Source organism: Microbacterium sp. NPDC089987 (genome assembly GCF_044748505.1).
GTDB lineage: Bacteria > Actinomycetota > Actinomycetes > Actinomycetales > Microbacteriaceae > Microbacterium.
The window spans coordinates 191,627-209,013 of sequence record NZ_JBIVGE010000002.1 but is presented as its reverse complement, the minus strand read 5'-3'; the positions used below and the strand labels follow the sequence as shown (position 1 = coordinate 209,013).

Below are 17,387 nucleotides of genomic sequence, written 5' to 3'. Positions count from 1 at the left end.
AGGGGGCCTCGATGGTCTGGTGCGGGGTAACCCGCGGTGCTCAGGCGAGCAGCTGCGCCAGTGCGGGGAGCTGGGACTCGTCCTCCAGCGCCGAGCCGACGGCGACGACGCGCACGCCGGCGTCGAGGTACGAGCGGGCGTTCCCCGAGTCCATGCCGCCCGTGGCGACGAAGCGCGCCTGCGGGAACGGTCCGCGCATGGCCGGGAACCATCCCGTGCCGAGCAGCGATGCGGGGAAGGCCTTCAGCCAGGTGAGCCCCTCGGCGAGTGCCCGCTGCACCTCGGTGGCGGTCGAGACCCCGGGCAGCGCCGGGAGCCCTGCCTCGTGCGACGCGCGCACCACGTCGACGTCGAAGCCCGGGCTCACGGTGAAGGCGGCGCCGGCGTCGGCGGCCTGGCGCACGTGCTCGAGCGTCACGACGGTGCCGGCGCCCACGGTGAGGCCGCGCTCGCGGGCGGCCTCGGCCACCACGCGCAGCGCCTCGATGTCGGTCGGGGTCTGCACGGGCACCTCGACGGCGGTGATGCCGAGGTCCCAGGCGCGGGTGGCGGTGGCGAGCGTGCGCTCGACCCCCATGCCGCGCAGGATCGCCATCAGGGGCACGTCGCGGAAGATCTCTTCGAAGACGGAGTTGTCGGTCATGTTCGATCGCCTTTCAGGCTTGGTCGATGGTCAGGGTGTCGTCGGCAGCGTGATCGGGCAGCAGGTCGCCGGTGGACTGCAGGACGAGGTGCGCGCGCCGGTGTCCGGCGAGCAGGCGCTCCTCTGCCGTCGCGCCGCTCAGGTGCGCCGAGAGGTAGCCGGCGGCGAAGGCATCGCCCGCGCCGACCGCCTCGACGACCTCGGTCTTGATCGCGGGCGTGAAGGTGCGCACGTCGGCGCCGTCCCGCCGCTCGTACTCGGTCGCGCCGACGTCGCCGTCCTTGACGACGAGCAGGGCCGGCTCGGGGATCAGCGCGCGCACCGCGTCGGCGTCGGCGGTGCCCCACAGGCCCTCGGCCTCGTCCAGGCCGACGAAGACGAGATCGGCGCGACGGGCGAGCGCGAGCAGGGCGGGAGCGGCGGCGTCGGGCTGCCACAGCGCGGCGCGGTGGTTGACGTCGAAGCTCAGGATGCCGTCGCCCTCGGTCACCCGATCGACGACGGAGTCGACGAGCGCGGCGCAGCTGCTCGAGAGGGCGGGCGTGATGCCCGACACATGCACCAGGGCAGCCTGCTCCAGCGGAACCTCGGCGACCGTATCGGGGGTCATCGCCGACGCGGCCGAGCCGCGGCGGTAGTAGAGCACCCCGCGACCCGGGTCCTTGAAGTAGACGCCGGTGGGTGCGTGCGGGTCGGTGCTGACCCAGCCGACGTCGACACCGTGAGAGGCGACCTCGTCGCGCACGCGCACGCCGAGGGGATCGTCGCCCACGGCGCTGACCCATGCACTCCGGATGCCGAGCTGCGCCGCGTGGATTGCCACGTTCGACTCGGCACCGCCGATGAGCAGCCGCACGTCCTGCGTGGTCGCGAGCGGCTCGGGCCGCGCCGGGGCGATGAGCGCCATCGTCTCGCCGATCGCGATCAGGCGTGGAGCAGAAGTGTCGGGCATGGTTACCATGATGAGGCGACGTGTGCATCCACTGCAATTGCTGTTGCACCATGCGCACAAGAGGGAGATGAGTCATATGGCCGATGAGCTGCTGACCGCACGCGACAAGGGCATCCCGGAGCGGGCGATCGGGATGACCGCATCCGCCTTCCTCGAGACGAAGCCCCGACTCGACGAGTTCTGGACTCCCCTGATCGTGCTCGACGACGCCGCGATGCGCGCCAACGTCGCGACGATGGCCGAATGGTGCGCGGCGAACGATCTGGAGATCATGCCGCACGGCAAGACGACGATGGCTCCCGAACTGTGGCAGCGCCAGCTCGACGCCGGCGCTCTCGGCATCACGCTCGCCACCATGGGCCAGGTGCGCACCGGCCGCGACCTCGGACTCGACTCGATCATGCTCGCCAACTCCGCCGTCGACGCGCGCTCGCTCGCCTGGCTCGCCGGTGAGCTCGCGGATCCCGCATTCCGGTTCGTGTGCTGGGCCGACTCGCTCGCCACCGTCGACGCGATGGAGCAGGGGCTGCGTGCGGTGGGGGTCCCCCGCCCCGTCGACGTCTGCGTCGAACTCGGCGCCGAGGGCGGCCGCACCGGCGCGCGCTCGATCGCCGAGGCGGTGCAGATCGCCGAGCGCCTCGCGGCATCCGACGTGCTGCGTCTGGCCGGCGTCGCGGGATACGAGGGCAGCCTCGCCCACGACCGCTCCGCGCCGGGTCTCGACGCCGTGCGGGCCTATCTCGAGGCGCAGCTTGAACTGCACCGCACCATCGCCCCGCTGTACGACGACGGCGAGATCTACGTGACAGCCGGCGGCAGCGCCTACTTCGAGATCGTCGCCGACGTGTGGTCGAACGTCGAGCGTGACGAGCGCACGCGGTTCGTCCTGCGATCCGGCGCGTACATCGTGCACGACGACGGGTTCTACCGCGGCATCTCGCCGTTCGATGAGGGCGGTGCCCCGGACGGCCCTCGATTCGTCAACGCGATGCACGGCATCGCGCGTGTCGTCTCCCGTCCCGAGGACGGTCTGGCGCTGGTGGATGCCGGCAAGCGCGACCTGCCGTACGACGAGGGCCTGCCCATCCCGCGCGCCGCGGCTGACGATCTGGCCGGGCCCTGGCATCCGCTCGACGCGACTCTGTCGGCGATGAACGACCAGCACTCCTACGTTCGACCGGCAGAGCCGCTCGACGTCGGCTCGGTCGTGCGCTTCGGCCTGTCGCACCCGTGCACCGCCTTCGACAAGTGGCGGGTGCTGCCGGTCGTCGACTCCGTCGACTCCGGTGTCGTCGTCGGCCTGATCCGCACCTGGTTCTGAGGCGCAGCATGTCCGGTCGCACAGTCCTGCGTGGCGGTTCCATCGTCGCATCCGATGGCATCCAGGCCGCCGATGTCGCCCTCGAAGGCGACCTCATCGTCGAGGTCGGGGAGGTCGAGGCGAGCGACGGCGATCGGGTGATCGACGCCACCGGTCGCCTCGTGCTACCCGGATTCATCGACGCGCACTCGCACGCCGACGGCCTGCTGCGCGACTCCGAGGTCACCAGGGCGCTGCTGCGACAGGGCGTCACGACGATCATCGGCGGGCAGGACGGCGTCTCGTACGCGCCCGGCGACGGCGCCTATGCGAGCGGCTACTTCGCCGCGATCAACGGCCCGCACCCGACCTACGTCGGCGGCGGGATCGCCGCGCTGCTGGATGCCGTCGACGGCGCCTCGGCGCTGAACGCGGGCTACCTGGTTCCGGCGGGCACCGTGCGCTTCGAGGTGTGCGGACGCAGCAGCGCCACGGCGACCGACACCGAGCGCGAGAGCATGATCGCGCTCGTCGAGCAGGGCATAGCCGACGGGGCGCTCGGCCTGTCGACCGGTCTGGACTACGTGCCGGGCATCTTCCAGGATGCCGAGGAGATCGCGGCCCTCTGCGGCCCCGTCGCCCGTGCCGGCGGCGTGTACGTCAGCCACATGCGCGGCGGGTATGAGGCGAACACCGCAGCCGGCATCGCCGAGATGGTCGAGATCTCGCACCGCGCGGCGGCGGATGCCGGTGCAGCCCTGCCCGTGCACGTCTCGCACCTGCACGCCGACGCCGACATCGTGCTCGAGCAGCTCGACGCCTTCGAGGCGGCCGGGGTCGAGGCGACCTTCGACGCCTACCCGTACATCCGCGGCTGCACGCTGCTGGGCATGCCGCTGCTGCCGCCGGAGATCTCGGCGCTGCCGGTCGACGAGGTCGTCGCGCTGCTCGGCGACCCGCTCGGCCGCGATGCGCTGCGCGACACCTGCGCGCAGCGCGCCTCGAACAGCCCGAGCCTCGGCCCCGACTGGCCCGAGATGATCACGCTCGCCCATATCGCGGCATCCGACTACGGCTGGGCGCACGGCCTCACCCTGCGCGCGGCCGCAGAGCGCGCCGGAGCAGACCCGATGGACTTGGCCTTCGACCTGCTCGCGGCATCGCGCATGGAGAGCAGCGCCGTGATGGCCGTGCGCAGTCCGCGCCCGGCCACCGAGCTCGCACGCATCTTCGCGCACCCCGGCCACATCGGCGGCTCGGACGGGATCTTCGTCGGCGCGCATCCGCATCCGCGGGCCGCCGGGTCGTTCGCGCGGTACCTGCGCGAGTTCGTGCGCGAGCTGGGCGCGTGGACATGGGTGGATGCCGTGCACCACCTCTCCGCGCAGCCCGCGCGGCGGTTCCACCTCGGGCGCCGCGGCGTGATCGAGGCCGGTGCAATCGCCGACGTGCTTCTCGTGGATCCTGAGACCGTCGCCGACGGCGCCACCTACGAGCAGCCGCGTACGCTCGCCACGGGCATCGACGATGTCTTCGTCGCGGGGGTGCAGGTGCTCGCCGACGGTGAGCTGACCGGCGCGCTGCCCGGGCGCGGCCTGCGCCGGGACGGCGCGTGATGTCGCAGAGCGTGACGCGCGCGGCCCGGATCCTGGGCTCCCTCGCCGGGGAGCCTGCGACGGTGAACGGGCTGGCGGATGAATTCGGCATCCACCGATCGACGATGTTCCGCGAGCTGCAGAGCCTGGAGCAGGTCGGATTCGTGCGACGGCAGAGCGACGGACGCTACGCCGTCGGCTTGCAGCTCGCCGTGCTGGGCGAAGCGGCACTGGAGCAGCTCGACCTGCGCGGCGCGGCCTTCGCGCACGCCAGGCGGCTGCATCGGATCGTTGGCAACACCGTGCACGTCGGGGCGCTGGTCGGCGATGAGATCGTCTATGTCGACAAGGTTGAGGATGCCGCGGGCGTTCGCATGTACTCCCGGGTCGGCGCATCCGTGCTGCCGTACTGCAGCGGGATCGGCAAGGCGATCCTGGCCGAGCTGCCCACCGACCGCCGCGATGCCGTGCTGGCCGGCGCGGACTGGCATCCGCACACCGCCCGTACCCTCACCACGCGCGCCGCTCTCGACGCCGATCTCGCGCTCACCGCCCGGCGGGGATGGGCGTTCGACGACGCGGAGTTCGAGGATTTCGTCGGCTGCGTCGCCGTGCCGATCGTCACGCCCGCCGGCGTCGTCGGCGCGCTGTCGCTCACGGCGCTGCGAGTCGCCCAGACCCGCAGGCAGCTCGAGCAGCGCGTGCCCATGCTGCGCGAGACGGCGGCCGAGATCGCGCAGCGGCTGAGCTGAGCGGGCTCACCTGAACCACCAGACCGACCGACCAGACCAGACCGAACAGAAGGAGAGAAAGATGCCCAAGACTGGCTTCTACGCCGAAGGCGCCCCCACCCCCGCAGGCCCGTACAGCCACGGAGTCGTCGCGAACGGCTTCCTGTACACCGCAGGCTTCGGCCCGCAGGACGCCGCGAACGACCACGCCGTCGCCGACAACGTGGGCGAGCAGACCCGCCAGGTGCTGCGCAACATCCAGATGGTGCTCGCCGAGCACGACCTCACCATGGCCGACGTGGTGAAGTCGACCGTGCACCTGCAGGACCTCGCCGACTTCGCCGAGTTCAACGCGGCGTACGAGGAGTTCTTCACCGCGCCGTTCCCGGTGCGCACCACCGTGGGCTCGCAGCTCGCGAACATCCTCGTCGAGATCGACGTGGTCGCCGCGCTGCCGCAGGACTGACCGCGGATCCTCGTCAGGAGGACTTCGCCTTGATGGGAGGAGCTTTCCCCGCGGAAGCTCCTCCCATCCCTGCTCTCTCCTCTTAAGGGCGCGCGGATGCACGGTGTCAACCACCCTCCGCTCTGCCCCTCCGCCGTCATACCCTGTGCGCATGGACGGGTTCGCCGCCGTCGACTTCGGCTTCGCCCGCGAGGTCCTGCAACGGGGCATCGCGGCGCTCTACCTGGTCGCGTTCCTCTCGACGCTGAACCAGTTCCGTCCGCTGCTGGGTGAGCGCGGACTGCTGCCGGCCCCCGAGCTGCTGGAGTGGGCGACGTCGGCTCCCGCGCGGCGCCGGATGCTGCATCCGACGCTCTTCACGCGCATCCGGTACACCGATCGGCGTCTGGCCGCGCTGTGCTGGACGGGCACGGTCATCGCAGCGCTGCTCGTCGTCGGCATCCCCCAGCTGGCGCCGCCCTGGGTGCCGATGATCTGCTTCCTGCTGCTGTGGGGCGGGTACATGTCGATCACGAGCATCGGGCAGACCTTCTACTCGTTCGGCTGGGAGATGCTGCTGCTCGAGGCGGGATTCCTCGCCGCGTTCCTCGGCTCGCGCGATCAGCCGCCGCCGACCGCGATCATCGTGCTGTTCTGGTGGCTGGTGTTCCGGCTGGAGTTCGGCGCCGGCATGATCAAGATCCGCGGGGGCAGCGAGTGGCGCGACCTCACCGCCCTGATGTACCACCACGAGACGCAGCCGATGCCGGGGCCGCTGAGCCGGCAGGCGCACCTGCTGCCGCGGTGGTTCCACAAGGGCGAGGTGCTCGGCAACCACTTCGCTCAGCTGGTGGTGCCGTTCTTCCTCTTCGTGCCACTGGCATCGCTGTTCACCCCGGACTCAGTCGACCGGGTCCTGCTGGTGATCGGCGCGATCGCCGCGACGATCGTCATCCTCACCCAGCTCTGGCTCGTGCTCACTGGCAACTTCGCCTGGCTTAACTGGGCGACGATCGTGCTCGCCTTCTCGGCGTTCCCGACGTTCTGGCACCCTCACCTCTGGGCCGCTGAGCCTGTCGAAGCGCCGAGCGCGGACATCCCCCTCTACTGGCTCATCATCACCTCGGCGGTCGGGCTGCTGCTGATCGTGCTCAGCTGGCCCGCCCTGCGCAACCTCTTCGCACGCCGCCAGCTGATGAACGCGAGCTTCAACCGGTGGCAGCTCGGCAATGCCTACGGTGCGTTCGGCACTGTCACGAAGCAGCGGATCGAGTACGTCGTCGAGGGCATCGCCGACGCCGATCCGGATGCCGCGGACTGGCGCGAGTACGAGTTCAAGGGCAAGCCCACTGATGTGCGCCGCGTACCCCGGCAGTTCGCGCCGTACCATCTGCGGCTGGACTGGCTGATGTGGTTCCTGCCGCTCGGGCGATCACTCGAGGACTGGTTCACGATGTTCCTCGTGCGACTTCTCGAGGCCGACGCCCCGACGCTGCGGATGCTGCGCCGCGACCCCTTCGACGGCGAGCGTCCTGCCTGGGTGCGCGTCGTCTCGTATCGGTACCGCTTCGCGACCCGCGCGGAGCACCGGGAATCGGGCGCCGTATGGGTGCGGGACCGGCGGCACGTGCTCGTGCGTCCGCTCGGTTTCGGTGGCTGACAGCGGGCGAGTCACCATACCCCCGTCAACGACCCGCCACCGTGCCGGTCAGAACGTGATCGGGCGCTTTCCCGCGAGGGATGCATAGGCGGCATCCACCACGGCGGCCGCCGCCAGCCCGTCCTCGGCGGTGACCCGCGCCTCTCCCCCGGTGCGGATCGCCTCGACGAAGTCGGCCAGCTGAGCGCGGTACGGGTCAGCGCCGACGGGGTCGACGTCCGTGTCGAAGCGGAGGATGCCGTCGGAGCCGGCCACCTCGACCATCGACCGGAACGGGGTGCCGGGTTCCAGCCAGTCGGCGCGCAGGTGAGTGATCGCCCCGTTCGCGTGGGTGAGGGTGACGTGCGCGGACACCGGTGGCGAGACGCGATCGCCGACCGCAGGCGGATCCTGAGTGGCCGACACCTCGACGACGGATCCGGCCAGCCACAGCGCCTGATCGATGTCGTGGATCATCAGGTCGCGGATGACTCCGCCGCCGGCATCCTCGGCATAGAACCAGGCGGAGTCGGGAGCGGCGACGGTGCGCCGGAACGTGAGCTCGGTGAGCGTGCCGACCGCGTCGACGCGCTCGTGCAGGTCGCGGTATCCCTCGAAGTAGCGCACGACGTGCGCGGGGAAGAGGCGAACACCGGCGTCGTCCGCCGCATCGATCAGCGCCCGCGCGTCGGCGGCGCTTCCCGCGAGGGGCTTCTCGCAGACGACGTGCCTGCCGCGTGCGAAGGCCGCCCTGGCGATGTCGAGATGCGTCGAGGTCGGGCTGATGATGTCGACGATGTCGACCGCATCGATCAGCTCGTCCAGTTCGCCGATGATCCGGACGCCGTACCGGTCGGCCAGCACATCGGCATCCGTCCTCCGCAGGATCGCGACCTCGCCACCCAGCGCCAGCCAGCCCTCGATGTGCACCGGCGCGATGCCGCCCGCACCGACGATCCCCACCCGCAGCGTGCTCTCCATGGCCCGACTCTACGCCGGGCCTGCGCGGCTAGGCCCGGTCCTCGCCCCTTCCGCCGACACCCCCACGTGCTGCCGAGACCCCCGGCTGCGGACGTGCCCACGTGGGGGTGTCGGCGCGAAGCAGGGGTGTCGGCGAAGGGGGGTGAGGGCGAACGGAGCCTCAGCCCCCGAAGGGGAGGGTGGGCAGGCCGCGGATGCCGAGATCGACGGCGAAGAGCGAACCCGCCTCGGTGCCGTGATCCGGGTCGAGGCCCTGCGCCGACGTGGTGATGAAGAGGGTGCTCAGCCCGTGCCCGCCGAAGGTGCAGGCGCTCACCTGCGGCACCGGCAGCGGGATGCTCTCGATCAGCGCCCCCGAGCTGTCGTATCCGTGCACGGCCGAGCCGCCCCAGAGGGCGACCCACACGCTGCCGTCGGCGGCGACACAGAGCCCGTCGGGCGCACCCGTGTCGGACGGGATCGACACGAACGGCCGCCGCTTCACGAGGTCCCCGTCCGAGACGTCGAACACGTCCACGCGACCGGTCGCGGTGTCGGCGTAGTAGGCGTGCGAGCCCTCGGATGTGAAGGCGATGCCGTTCGAGATGGTCGCCTCGGGCAGCACGGTCGTGATCGAGAGGTCGGCATCGATCCGCCGCAGCGACCCGCGACCGGGGGAGGCGTCGTACGCCATCGAGCCGGCGAGCAGCCGGCCGTCTGGGTCACAGCATCCGTCATTCATCCGCACGCCGGGGTCGTCGCCGAGCTGCGCCACGGCGCGGGTCTCGCCGTCGGCCTCGTCGGCGAGATAGAGCGTGCGGGCGCCGGCGGCGACGAAACCACCGGTGCGGCGAGGCCGCACGAAGGCGATGAACTCGTCGTCGACGTGCTGGCGCGTCACGCCGTCGTCGCGCAGCGTGAGCAGGTCACCGGCGGCGCCGTCCACCCACCGCAGCCCGCCCCAGGCGGCCGCCCAGACCGGTCCCTCCGCATGGCCCGCGATGGGCCCGGTGATGTTCTCGACCCTCATGCTCGCGGCTCCTCTCGGCGCAGCGGCATTCGCTCGGGCTCGGGCGCGGCAGCGGGTTCGGGCTCGGCCGGTTGTTCGGCCTCGGGGACAGGCGGGGGCGTGGCAGCCGCTGCGGGCGCGGGTGTGCCAACCGGGGATGCGGATGCCTGTGCCCACCCGATCTGGCCGGCGACCTTCTGCTCGAGCACCTCGACCGCCTCATCGGAGAGCAGGATCAGTCCGTCGAGCTCTTCACGCACGCGCTTGTAGGCGAGGTTGCGCTCAGCCTGCGTTGCCGCGTCGTCGAGGGCGACGGTGAGCAGGTGCCGGGCGCGGTCGAGACGCTTGCGCTCCACCTCGCTGAAGTTGGCGTCACGCAGGCGTCGGGCATCGCGCTCGGCGATGTCGAAGGCGACGGCGTAATCGCCCACCGCGTCCACGTACTCCGCGATCTCGGCCTCGCTGAGCTTGGCATCCGCCGACGCAGGCCGCAGGGTGTCGGCGATCTTCTTCGCGCGCAGGAACGCGGCGGTGAGCGGCTGGCGCCCGTCGCTCATCGCAGGGAACGCGATCAGCTTGGCGACGTCGAGCTCATACTCCAGCCACCGAGCGGTGATCTCGTCGTGCTCGGCGAAGAGCCGCTCGAGCAGCTGCACGGTCGAGGCGCGCTCTTCGGCCGCGGTCTCGCGCACCTGCTTCCTGGTCTGCGGCGGCGGCGTGCCGCCGCGGGCGGCGAGCTGGGCTGCCTTGATCTCGCCCTTCAGGCGCAGCGTCTCGAGGCGTCGCTCATGCCGGCGCTTGGACGCGCGCTCCCACGACTTGCCGATGCCGCCGGCGACGCCCATCAGCGGGAAGGCGAGCCACCAGTAGTGGCCCAGCCAGATCAACACGTCGTTCATGATGTTGCCAGCCTACTTCTGCACCTCACGCGCGCGAGGTGCATTCCGCAGCGCTCAGCGCGCGCCCAGTTATACCCCGGGGGGTATCCGCTACGATCTGTCCATACCCGAACCGAGGAGAGCGAAGATGTGCCGAGCAGTGACCTGCCGAACCTGTGGGAAGACGACGTGGGCCGGCTGCGGCCAGCACGTCGACATGGTGATGGCCGGTGTGCCGTCGAGTGACCGCTGCCGCGGCCACGAGAACGAGCCCCGCACCGGCTTCTTCGCGAAGCTGTTCGGGCGGAGCTGACCGTGCGCGTGATCATCGTCGGCGGCGTCGCCGGCGGCATGTCGGCGGCCACCCGCCTGCGGCGGCTCGACGAGGACGCCGAGATTATCGTTGTCGAGCAGGGCGACTACGTCAGCTTCGCCAACTGCGGGCTGCCGTACTACGTCGGCGGCGTGATCACCGAGCGCGAGTCGCTGCTGCTGCAGACGCGCGAGTCCCTGCGAGCACGGTTCGCCCTCGATGTGCGCACCGGTTCCGAGGCCATCGCGATCGATCGGGAAGCCCGCACCGTCAGCATCCGGGATGTGCGCACCGGCACGATCGTCGACGAGCCCTACGACCACGTCGTGCTCGCGACCGGCGCCGCCTCGCGTGGCGTGTTCGAGCAGACGCCCGGCGCCCCCGTCGTGTCGACCCTGCGCACGATCGACGACGTCGATCGCATCACCGACGCCCTGGCCGGCCTCTCCGAGCCCGGCCGCGCTGTCGTCGTCGGCGGCGGATTCATCGGCATCGAGGCGGTCGAGAACCTCGTGCACCGCGGCCTGGCCGTCACGCTCGTGCAGCACGGCCCGCATCCGCTCAGCCCGCTCGACATCGAGATGGCCGCGCTCGTCGTCGACGAGCTGCGTGCGCGCGGCGTCGATCTGCGGCTGCGCGCATCGGTCGAGTCGATGGATGCTGAGGGCGTCCACCTCGATGACGGCACCACGGTCGCCGCCGACATCGTCATCGACGCCAGGGGTGTGCGCCCCGCGGCATCCCTTGCCGTCGACGCAGGCCTCGCGACAGGACCGACCGGCGGCATCGCCGTCGACGGGGTGCAGCGCACCAGCGACCCGCGCGTCTTCGCCGTCGGAGACGGCGTCGAGAAGTCGGATGCCGTGTCGGCCGAGCCCACGCTCGTCACCATGGCCGGCCTCGCGAACCGGCACGGCCGCACGGCCGCCGACGCGATAGCCTCCGACGCCGGACTGCTCGACGCGCACCCGGCCGACGCGCTGCCCGCCCTCGGCACGGCGATCGTCGGAGTCTTCGAGCTCGTCGTCGCCATGACGGGGTGGAGCGAGAAGCGGCTGCGGGATGCCGGTCGCGCCCACCGCGTGATCCACGCGCACCCCTCCGACCACGCCGGCTACTACCCCGGCGCCGAGCGGCTGACCATGAAGCTGCTCGTCGACCCCGACACCGATCTCATCCTGGGCGCCCAGATCGTCGGTCGCCGGGGCGTCGACAAGCGCATCGACGTGATCGCGACGGCCATGCAGGCAGGGCTCACCGCGCCGCAGCTGAGCCGGCTCGAGCTCGCCTACGCGCCGCAGTTCGCCTCGGCGAAGGACCCGGTGAACATGCTCGGCTACATCGCCGACAACGCCGCGACGGGGCTGACCGATGCTGTGCAATGGCACCAGCTCTCCGCCGCGGTGGCCGCCGGCGCGACCGTGGTCGATGTGCGCAGTGCCGCTGAGCACGAGGGCGGCGCGATCCCCGGCAGCGTGAACATCTCGGTCGACGAGCTGCGCGACCGGCTCGATGAGCTGCCCGGAGGCGACCTGGTCGTGCACTGTCAGGTCGGTCAGCGCGGGCACACCGCCGTGCGCCTGCTGCGTCAGCACGGTCGTGATGCGCGCAACCTCGACGGCGGTTATCTCACCTGGGCGGCGGGCACCCGGATGCTCGTCGCCGGCCCCACTCTCGAGAAGGAGTCCGTATGAGCGCTGCACCTGATGACGAGATCCGCAAGGTCGTGAACCGGCTCAAGCGCGCCCGCGGGCAGCTCAGCGCGGTGATCGACGCGATGGAGACGGATGCCGACTGCCGCGACGTCGTCATCCAGCTCGCAGCCGTGGGCAAGGCCATCGACCGCGCCGGCTTCGCGGTGATCAGCACGGCGCTCAAGCACTGCGTGATCGAAGGTGAGGATGCCGAGGACGGCGCCCCCAGCATGGCGGAGCTCGAGAAGCTGTTCCTCACCCTCGCGTGACGCATCCGCTCTCGGCACGATCGAACCCGCCCGGGAGGAGTTCACACGTTCGGGAGGACTCTCCAGACTGAGGAGTCCTCCCGACCGTGCGTTCTCCTCCCGAGCGGGCGGTCTGCACGGGCTCAGCGCAGCAGCGTGAACCCCGACTCGTAGCTGGTCTTGCCGAGGGCGGCCATGATGATCTGCAGGAAGCCCATAGCCTCCAGCTCGCGCGCGCGGGTCAGCGGTCCGGCATCCACCGCCCGCATCCCCGCCCCCTCGATCAGGCGGGCAACCGCGATCTTCGCGTCGGCGTAGTCGCCGGCGAACAGCACGGTCGTCGGGGTCGTGCCGTTCGTTCCGGAGGTGAGCGTGTCGCCGAGGTTCACGTTGAACGCCTTCACCACCGCCGATCCCTCTGGCAGCATCTTCGCCAGCTCGGCCGCCGTCGACGAGTCGGCGGGCGACTTGAGCCGGTCGTAGGTGCTGAAGTCGATCGGGTTGCTGATGTCGATCACGACCTTGCGGCTGAGCTGGTCGCGGTAGTGCTGCAGGATGCCCTCGTAGGCGTTGTAGGGAACCGCGAGCACCACGAGGTCGCCGGTGAGCTCGTCGCCCATCACGCCGTACGCGAAGCCGTCCCGCGCCGCCGACATGCTCGTCGGGCTGCGCTTGATGATCTGAACCGCAGCGCCCGCGCGCGTGGCGACCTCGGCGATCGCCGCGCCCATCTTTCCGCTGCCGATGATGCTGATCGAGGTCATGCGACCTGGTCCCTCCTGAATCGATTGAGCGCCTCTTCGGCTACTTTCTGCGCGTCGTAGTCGAATACGGCGCTGCGACGGAAGTCCCGCCCCACCCTGATGTCGGCATCGCGCTTGACGAGGTTCTCGAACTCGTGCTGCGCGTCGAACATCGCGCCGGCCCGGCGTGATCCGTGCTGCAGGATCGCGGTGCGCTGCATCCGCACCGCCGTGTAGCGACGGAACGCCTCAGGGATGTCGGCGACCGTCTTGGCTGCGGCCACGAACGTCGCCAGCGCCATGCTGTCTTCGATGGCCTGGTTCACACCCTGCCCCTGGTGCGGCAGCATCGTATGGGCCGCGTCGCCGAGCAGCGCGATCGGCCCGCGCGACCAGTTGGTGAGCGGCTCGTGGTCGAACAGGCCCCACCAGAACGTCTTCTCGATCGCGCCGATGAACTGCTGCAGCCGCGGATCCCAGTCGTCGCCGGCGAATTCGGCCGCGAGCTCGCTGACGTCGGCTGAACCCGACCACGGCCCGTGCAGCGGCCGGTCGCTCGGGATGCCGGCGACGAAGTTGAACAGCTTCCGCTGCTGCAGGGGATAGCACATGAAGTGCCGGCTGTTGCCCATCCAGACCTGGCTGATCATCGGCCAGTCCGCGGGCAGACGCGCCGCGTCGACCACGCCGCGGTAGACGATGTAGCCCGAGTAGACCGGCTCGGGATGCTGGTCGATGGCCCTCCGCACGACGGAGTGGATGCCGTCGGCGCCGATCACGGCATCGAACACCTCGCTCACACCGTTCTCGAACTCGATGCGCACGGCATCCGGCCCGTCTTCCGACGGCACTGTCTCGACCGACGCGAGCCGATGGCCGAGACGGATGGTGTCGGAGTCGACCTCTGCCGCCAGGATGTCGATGAGGTCGGGGCGGTACATGCCGATGTTCTGGTATTTCTTCGACGAGTCCTCCCACGCGGCATCCGTGACCATCTCGCCCATGGCGTTCAGATACACGCCGTGCCCATCGGGCACGGCACCCGCCCGCCGCACGTTCTCGAGCACGCCGAGCCGGTCGAGCACCCGAGCCGCGTTCGGGGCGACTGTGACGCCCGCGCCGACCTCACCCAGCCGACTGGCCTGCTCGAAGACGGTGACCTGCACGCCGGCGACGCGCGTCAGGGCGATGGCGGCGGTGAGTCCGCCCATCCCTCCGCCGATGATCGCGATCCTGGTGGTGTGCGGTGCCATGGGTTCTCCTTGACTGACTTGCGGGATGGAAGGTCGGATGCCGACAGCTGCTCAGCGCGCTCCGGCGAGGTCGCCTGTGGGCTGCGTCGGCGAGAAGACCGTCGCGCCAACTGCCTGCTCTGCCTCGTTGTCGGGGCCGAGCTCGATGCCGCTGCGGTCGCGCAGGCACAGGGTCGCGCCGGCGCCGAGCAGGGTGGCGAACAGCAGGTACGACGAGACCGCGACGGTGGTTCCGGTGGCGTCGAGCAGCATCTGCGCGATCATCGGCGCGAACGCGCCGCCGAGCACGGCGCCGATCGCGTAGGTGATCGAGACACCGGAGAAGCGGATGGATGCCGGGAAGATCTCGGCGTACCAGGCAGCCAGCGGGCCGTAAGTGAGGCCGAGGCCGATCGAGATGAGCAGCAGCGCGGTGTAGAGACCGAGCAGGCCGCCGGCGTCGACGAGCCAGAAGACCGGGAACACCACGATGGCCTGCAAGGCGAAGCCGATCAGGAATGTGTTCCGGCGGCCGATGACATCGGAGAGGTAGCCGGCGAACAGAGTGGAGAAGAACCAGACCGCGGCCGCGAAGACGGCGGCGATGAGAACGTCGGTGCGCGCGAGGTCCTGCACGCTGATCGCGTAGTTGTTCAGGAATCCGCCCGTGGTCATGTACCCGAGGGTGCCGTTGCCGACGAAGACGAACGCCGCGAGCAGCACGAGACTCCAGTGGCGGCGGAACAGGGTGATGATCGGCACGCTCGCCTGCTTGCCGCGCTCGGCGATCTCGGCGAAGACGGGGCTCTCGTCGACCGAGCGACGGATCACGAAGCCGACGACGATGAGCACGATGCTGAGCAGGAACGGCACGCGCCAGCCCCACTCGAGGTAGGCGGCACCGGGGGAGATCACGCCGGTCATCAAGGCGGTCACGCCCGAGGCGAGCATGAAGCCGAGGGGAACCCCCAGCTGCGGCCACGAACCGGCACGTCCGCGGCGGTTCGCCGGTGCGTGCTCGACAGCCATCAGCACGGCCCCGCCCCACTCGCCACCGGCTGACAAGCCCTGCAGGATGCGCAGGATCAGCAGCATGATCGGGGCGGCCATGCCGATCTGCGCGTAGGTGGGCAGCACGCCGATCAGGGTGGTGGCTCCGCCCATGAGGACGAGGGTCGCGACGAGCATCGCGCGGCGGCCGATGATGTCGCCGTAGTGTCCGGCGAGGAAGGCGCCGAGCGGGCGGAACAGGAACGAGATGCCGACCGTCGCGAACGAGAACAGCAGGCCGAGCCCCTTGCCCGCCGGCTCGAAGAAGAGCTGTGCGAAGACGAGGGCGGCGCTGGTGGCGTAGATGAAGAAGTCGTACCACTCGATGGTGGTTCCGACGATGGTGGCGAAGGCGATCCGGCGCTGAGAGGCCGGGGCGCTCGGGGCGGAAGAAGAGGTCATCGGTTTTCCTGACGTCATTGTCTGCCCTCGGCGACGAGGGGCGGTGGAAGCGGGTCTCCCCATGATCTCGCCGCGCTCACTGTGTGTAAATCGCAGTTATACGAGGATGTAGTTCGGTTAGCCTGAAGATATGGTCCACGTCAGCCTGAGGCAGCTGGAACTCTTCGCCGCCCTGCCGAACTTTCCCACGCTCAGTGCTGCCGCTGCGGATCTGCATATCTCGGAGTCGGCGCTGTCGCAGGCGATCACCAGCCTCGAGAAGGCGGTGGGCGAGCAGCTGTGCGTGCGTCGGAAGGCACGGGGGCTGACGCTGACCCCCGCCGGGCAGCAGTTCGCCAGACGCGCGCGGCAGATCGTGGCCGCCACGGACGAGCTCGTGCTGGCAGCGGGTGACGGCGACGAACTGCGCGGGCCGGTGAAGCTCGGCTGCTACGCCAGCTTCGCCACGAGCGTGGTTCCCGAGCTGCTCGAGGGCTTTCCGAAACGGCATCCCGGTGTGCACATCGAGATCATGATCGGCACGAACGAGGAGCTGCTGTCGGCGCTCGAGGCCGGGCGTCTCGACGTCGCACTCGTCTACAACGTGTCACTCCCGCTGGGTTACAGCAGACGGAAGATCTACGCGACCGAGCTCGAGGCGCACCTGCATCCCGATCACCCGCTCGCTGCTGCCGAGACCGTCGACCTGGCGGATCTCGCTGACGAGCCGTTCATCCAGTACGACGCCACCCCTGGCATCCGCAACGTCAGCGACGCCTTCACCGCGCGCGGACTCTCGCCGCGGATCCAGGCGCGCGTCTCGCAGATCGGGCTGGTCGTGGCTCTGGTGAGCAGAGGGCTCGGATACGGCCTACTCATGTCGCGTCCCAACACGCTTCCGGTGAGCGTCGAGGGACTTCCAGTGGTCATCCGGCCCTTCGACCCGCCGGTCACCGTCTCGCATGTGGTGGGGATCTGGCCAGAGGACATGCAGCTCACGCCGCGCGCCTCGGCGCTGCTGGACTTCGCCATCGAGAAGCTCGGCGGGTACGGGCGGGCCGACGTCATCGGCGACACCGCGAGCAGCTGAGCACCGTACGTGTCGGCCCCCGATTCATGCGTCGGGGCTGGTCACCTGGTCTTCTCGGCACAGGGCACGCACAGCCTCGCGAACGGGCGCACCTCGAGTCGGCCCTCCGGAATGGGCCGGCCGCAGCTGGCGCAGACGCCGTAGTCACCGGCATCCCATCGCTCCAGCGCCTCGTCGTACTGGCGCACCTCGTCGGCTGCCGCGTCGGCCAGCGCCGACAGGCGCGACCACTCCGACGACAGCGTCACGCCCTCAGGATCGTGCTCGTCGTCGTCGTTCGATCCCTGGCGATCGTGCACGAGTTCGGCCAGAGCGGATGCCGCATGCCCGGCGCGCACGATGGCTTCCGCCCGCTGCGCGGAGAGCGACTCCCGACTGATCACATCCATCCCGCCACCCTAGCTCCGGTACTCTCGAGCGCTGCGGCCGCCATGGCCGCGGCGCTGGACGCCGTCTCCCGCGACCACGGCGGCGAAGGATGCCA

17 protein-coding genes are annotated in these 17,387 nt (G+C 70.3%); 8 read left to right on the top strand and 9 right to left on the bottom strand.

Annotation, left to right across the window (positions count from 1 at the left end; translation table 11 throughout):
* Positions 1–40 precede the first annotated feature (40 nt).
* Both ACIPV2_RS08700 and ACIPV2_RS08695 read right to left on the bottom strand, forming a co-directional pair.
* Positions 41–643 carry a bifunctional 4-hydroxy-2-oxoglutarate aldolase/2-dehydro-3-deoxy-phosphogluconate aldolase gene (locus ACIPV2_RS08700; RefSeq protein WP_400840347.1) on the bottom strand — a complete coding sequence of 201 codons (603 nt, stop codon included), beginning with the start codon at positions 641–643 and terminating at the stop codon, positions 41–43.
* Positions 644–656: 13 nt separating this feature from the next.
* A complete protein-coding gene (locus ACIPV2_RS08695; RefSeq protein ID WP_400840345.1) occupies positions 657–1,595 on the bottom strand; it encodes a sugar kinase in 939 nt (312 codons plus the stop codon).
* Between the two features lie 67 nt (positions 1,596–1,662).
* On the opposite strand from ACIPV2_RS08695, the gene ACIPV2_RS08690 reads away from it, so the two are divergent.
* From ACIPV2_RS08690 to ACIPV2_RS08670, 5 genes are all read left to right on the top strand, one after another.
* Positions 1,663–2,916, top strand: coding sequence for an alanine racemase (locus tag ACIPV2_RS08690; protein WP_400840344.1), 1,254 nt, complete (start codon positions 1,663–1,665; stop codon positions 2,914–2,916).
* An 8-nt stretch (positions 2,917–2,924) separates the two neighbouring features.
* A complete protein-coding gene (locus ACIPV2_RS08685) occupies positions 2,925–4,511 on the top strand; it encodes an amidohydrolase family protein (protein WP_400840342.1) in 1,587 nt (528 codons plus the stop codon).
* On the top strand, positions 4,511–5,242 hold the full coding sequence (locus ACIPV2_RS08680) for an IclR family transcriptional regulator (protein ID WP_400840340.1): 732 nt from the start codon (positions 4,511–4,513) through the stop codon (positions 5,240–5,242). Before ACIPV2_RS08685 ends, ACIPV2_RS08680 begins: the two co-directional genes overlap by 1 nt.
* Positions 5,243–5,303: 61 nt before the next feature.
* On the top strand, positions 5,304–5,687 hold the full coding sequence (locus tag ACIPV2_RS08675; RefSeq protein WP_101187848.1) for a RidA family protein: 384 nt from the start codon (positions 5,304–5,306) through the stop codon (positions 5,685–5,687).
* Between the two features lie 151 nt (positions 5,688–5,838).
* A complete protein-coding gene (locus ACIPV2_RS08670) occupies positions 5,839–7,326 on the top strand; it encodes a lipase maturation factor family protein (RefSeq protein ID WP_400840338.1) in 1,488 nt (495 codons plus the stop codon).
* Between the two features lie 48 nt (positions 7,327–7,374).
* Here the strand turns inward: ACIPV2_RS08670 and ACIPV2_RS08665 are convergent, their stop codons facing one another.
* From ACIPV2_RS08665 to ACIPV2_RS08655, 3 genes are all read right to left on the bottom strand, one after another.
* On the bottom strand, positions 7,375–8,286 hold the full coding sequence (locus tag ACIPV2_RS08665) for a Gfo/Idh/MocA family protein (protein WP_400840336.1): 912 nt from the start codon (positions 8,284–8,286) through the stop codon (positions 7,375–7,377).
* Between the two features lie 160 nt (positions 8,287–8,446).
* Positions 8,447–9,295 carry an SMP-30/gluconolactonase/LRE family protein gene (locus ACIPV2_RS08660; RefSeq protein WP_400840334.1) on the bottom strand — a complete coding sequence of 283 codons (849 nt, stop codon included), beginning with the start codon at positions 9,293–9,295 and terminating at the stop codon, positions 8,447–8,449.
* Positions 9,292–10,173: a hypothetical protein gene (locus tag ACIPV2_RS08655; RefSeq protein WP_400840332.1), complete on the bottom strand. Its 882-nt coding sequence runs from the start codon at positions 10,171–10,173 to the stop codon at positions 9,292–9,294. Before ACIPV2_RS08655 ends, ACIPV2_RS08660 begins: the two co-directional genes overlap by 4 nt.
* A 294-nt stretch (positions 10,174–10,467) precedes the next feature.
* Between ACIPV2_RS08655 and ACIPV2_RS08650 the strand changes: the two genes are divergently transcribed.
* Complete coding sequence (locus tag ACIPV2_RS08650; RefSeq protein WP_400840329.1) at positions 10,468–12,159, top strand: FAD-dependent oxidoreductase; 1,692 nt, start codon at positions 10,468–10,470, stop codon at positions 12,157–12,159.
* On the top strand, positions 12,156–12,428 hold the full coding sequence (locus tag ACIPV2_RS08645; RefSeq protein ID WP_400840327.1) for a metal-sensitive transcriptional regulator: 273 nt from the start codon (positions 12,156–12,158) through the stop codon (positions 12,426–12,428). The genes ACIPV2_RS08650 and ACIPV2_RS08645 overlap by 4 nt, the downstream gene beginning before the upstream one ends.
* Before the next feature lie 122 nt (positions 12,429–12,550).
* Here the strand turns inward: ACIPV2_RS08645 and ACIPV2_RS08640 are convergent, their stop codons facing one another.
* Genes ACIPV2_RS08640 through ACIPV2_RS08630 form a run of 3 tightly spaced genes read right to left on the bottom strand, consistent with a single transcriptional unit; the run spans position 12,551 to position 15,834 of the window.
* Positions 12,551–13,171: an NADPH-dependent F420 reductase gene (locus ACIPV2_RS08640; protein ID WP_400840325.1), complete on the bottom strand. Its 621-nt coding sequence runs from the start codon at positions 13,169–13,171 to the stop codon at positions 12,551–12,553.
* Positions 13,168–14,403, bottom strand: coding sequence for an FAD-dependent monooxygenase (locus ACIPV2_RS08635; protein WP_400840323.1), 1,236 nt, complete (start codon positions 14,401–14,403; stop codon positions 13,168–13,170). Before ACIPV2_RS08635 ends, ACIPV2_RS08640 begins: the two co-directional genes overlap by 4 nt.
* A 51-nt stretch (positions 14,404–14,454) precedes the next feature.
* Positions 14,455–15,834, bottom strand: coding sequence for an MFS transporter (locus ACIPV2_RS08630; RefSeq protein ID WP_400840321.1), 1,380 nt, complete (start codon positions 15,832–15,834; stop codon positions 14,455–14,457).
* Between the two features lie 130 nt (positions 15,835–15,964).
* On the opposite strand from ACIPV2_RS08630, the gene ACIPV2_RS08625 reads away from it, so the two are divergent.
* Positions 15,965–16,903 carry a LysR family transcriptional regulator gene (locus ACIPV2_RS08625; protein WP_400840320.1) on the top strand — a complete coding sequence of 313 codons (939 nt, stop codon included), beginning with the start codon at positions 15,965–15,967 and terminating at the stop codon, positions 16,901–16,903.
* Between the two features lie 41 nt (positions 16,904–16,944).
* On the opposite strand, the gene ACIPV2_RS08620 is transcribed toward ACIPV2_RS08625, so the two are convergent.
* The gene (locus tag ACIPV2_RS08620; RefSeq protein WP_400840318.1) at positions 16,945–17,292 is read right to left on the bottom strand and encodes a TraR/DksA family transcriptional regulator; all 348 of its coding nucleotides are present in this window, start codon (positions 17,290–17,292) and stop codon (positions 16,945–16,947) included.
* Positions 17,293–17,387 lie beyond the last annotated feature (95 nt).

Coding starts and splice junctions, on each gene's coding strand:
- ACIPV2_RS08625 (WP_400840320.1), top strand. CDS start 15,965: ATGGTCCACGTCAGCCTGAGGCAGCTGGAACTCTTCGCCGCCCTGCCG.
- ACIPV2_RS08620 (WP_400840318.1), bottom strand. CDS start 17,292: ATGGATGTGATCAGTCGGGAGTCGCTCTCCGCGCAGCGGGCGGAAGCC.
- ACIPV2_RS08630 (WP_400840321.1), bottom strand. CDS start 15,834: ATGACCTCTTCTTCCGCCCCGAGCGCCCCGGCCTCTCAGCGCCGGATC.
- ACIPV2_RS08645 (WP_400840327.1), top strand. CDS start 12,156: ATGAGCGCTGCACCTGATGACGAGATCCGCAAGGTCGTGAACCGGCTC.
- ACIPV2_RS08665 (WP_400840336.1), bottom strand. CDS start 8,286: ATGGAGAGCACGCTGCGGGTGGGGATCGTCGGTGCGGGCGGCATCGCG.
- ACIPV2_RS08680 (WP_400840340.1), top strand. CDS start 4,511: ATGTCGCAGAGCGTGACGCGCGCGGCCCGGATCCTGGGCTCCCTCGCC.
- ACIPV2_RS08695 (WP_400840345.1), bottom strand. CDS start 1,595: ATGCCCGACACTTCTGCTCCACGCCTGATCGCGATCGGCGAGACGATG.
- ACIPV2_RS08640 (WP_400840325.1), bottom strand. CDS start 13,171: ATGACCTCGATCAGCATCATCGGCAGCGGAAAGATGGGCGCGGCGATC.
- ACIPV2_RS08690 (WP_400840344.1), top strand. CDS start 1,663: ATGAGTCATATGGCCGATGAGCTGCTGACCGCACGCGACAAGGGCATC.
- ACIPV2_RS08685 (WP_400840342.1), top strand. CDS start 2,925: ATGTCCGGTCGCACAGTCCTGCGTGGCGGTTCCATCGTCGCATCCGAT.
- ACIPV2_RS08635 (WP_400840323.1), bottom strand. CDS start 14,403: ATGGCACCGCACACCACCAGGATCGCGATCATCGGCGGAGGGATGGGC.
- ACIPV2_RS08670 (WP_400840338.1), top strand. CDS start 5,839: ATGGACGGGTTCGCCGCCGTCGACTTCGGCTTCGCCCGCGAGGTCCTG.
- ACIPV2_RS08660 (WP_400840334.1), bottom strand. CDS start 9,295: ATGAGGGTCGAGAACATCACCGGGCCCATCGCGGGCCATGCGGAGGGA.
- ACIPV2_RS08655 (WP_400840332.1), bottom strand. CDS start 10,173: ATGAACGACGTGTTGATCTGGCTGGGCCACTACTGGTGGCTCGCCTTC.
- ACIPV2_RS08700 (WP_400840347.1), bottom strand. CDS start 643: ATGACCGACAACTCCGTCTTCGAAGAGATCTTCCGCGACGTGCCCCTG.
- ACIPV2_RS08675 (WP_101187848.1), top strand. CDS start 5,304: ATGCCCAAGACTGGCTTCTACGCCGAAGGCGCCCCCACCCCCGCAGGC.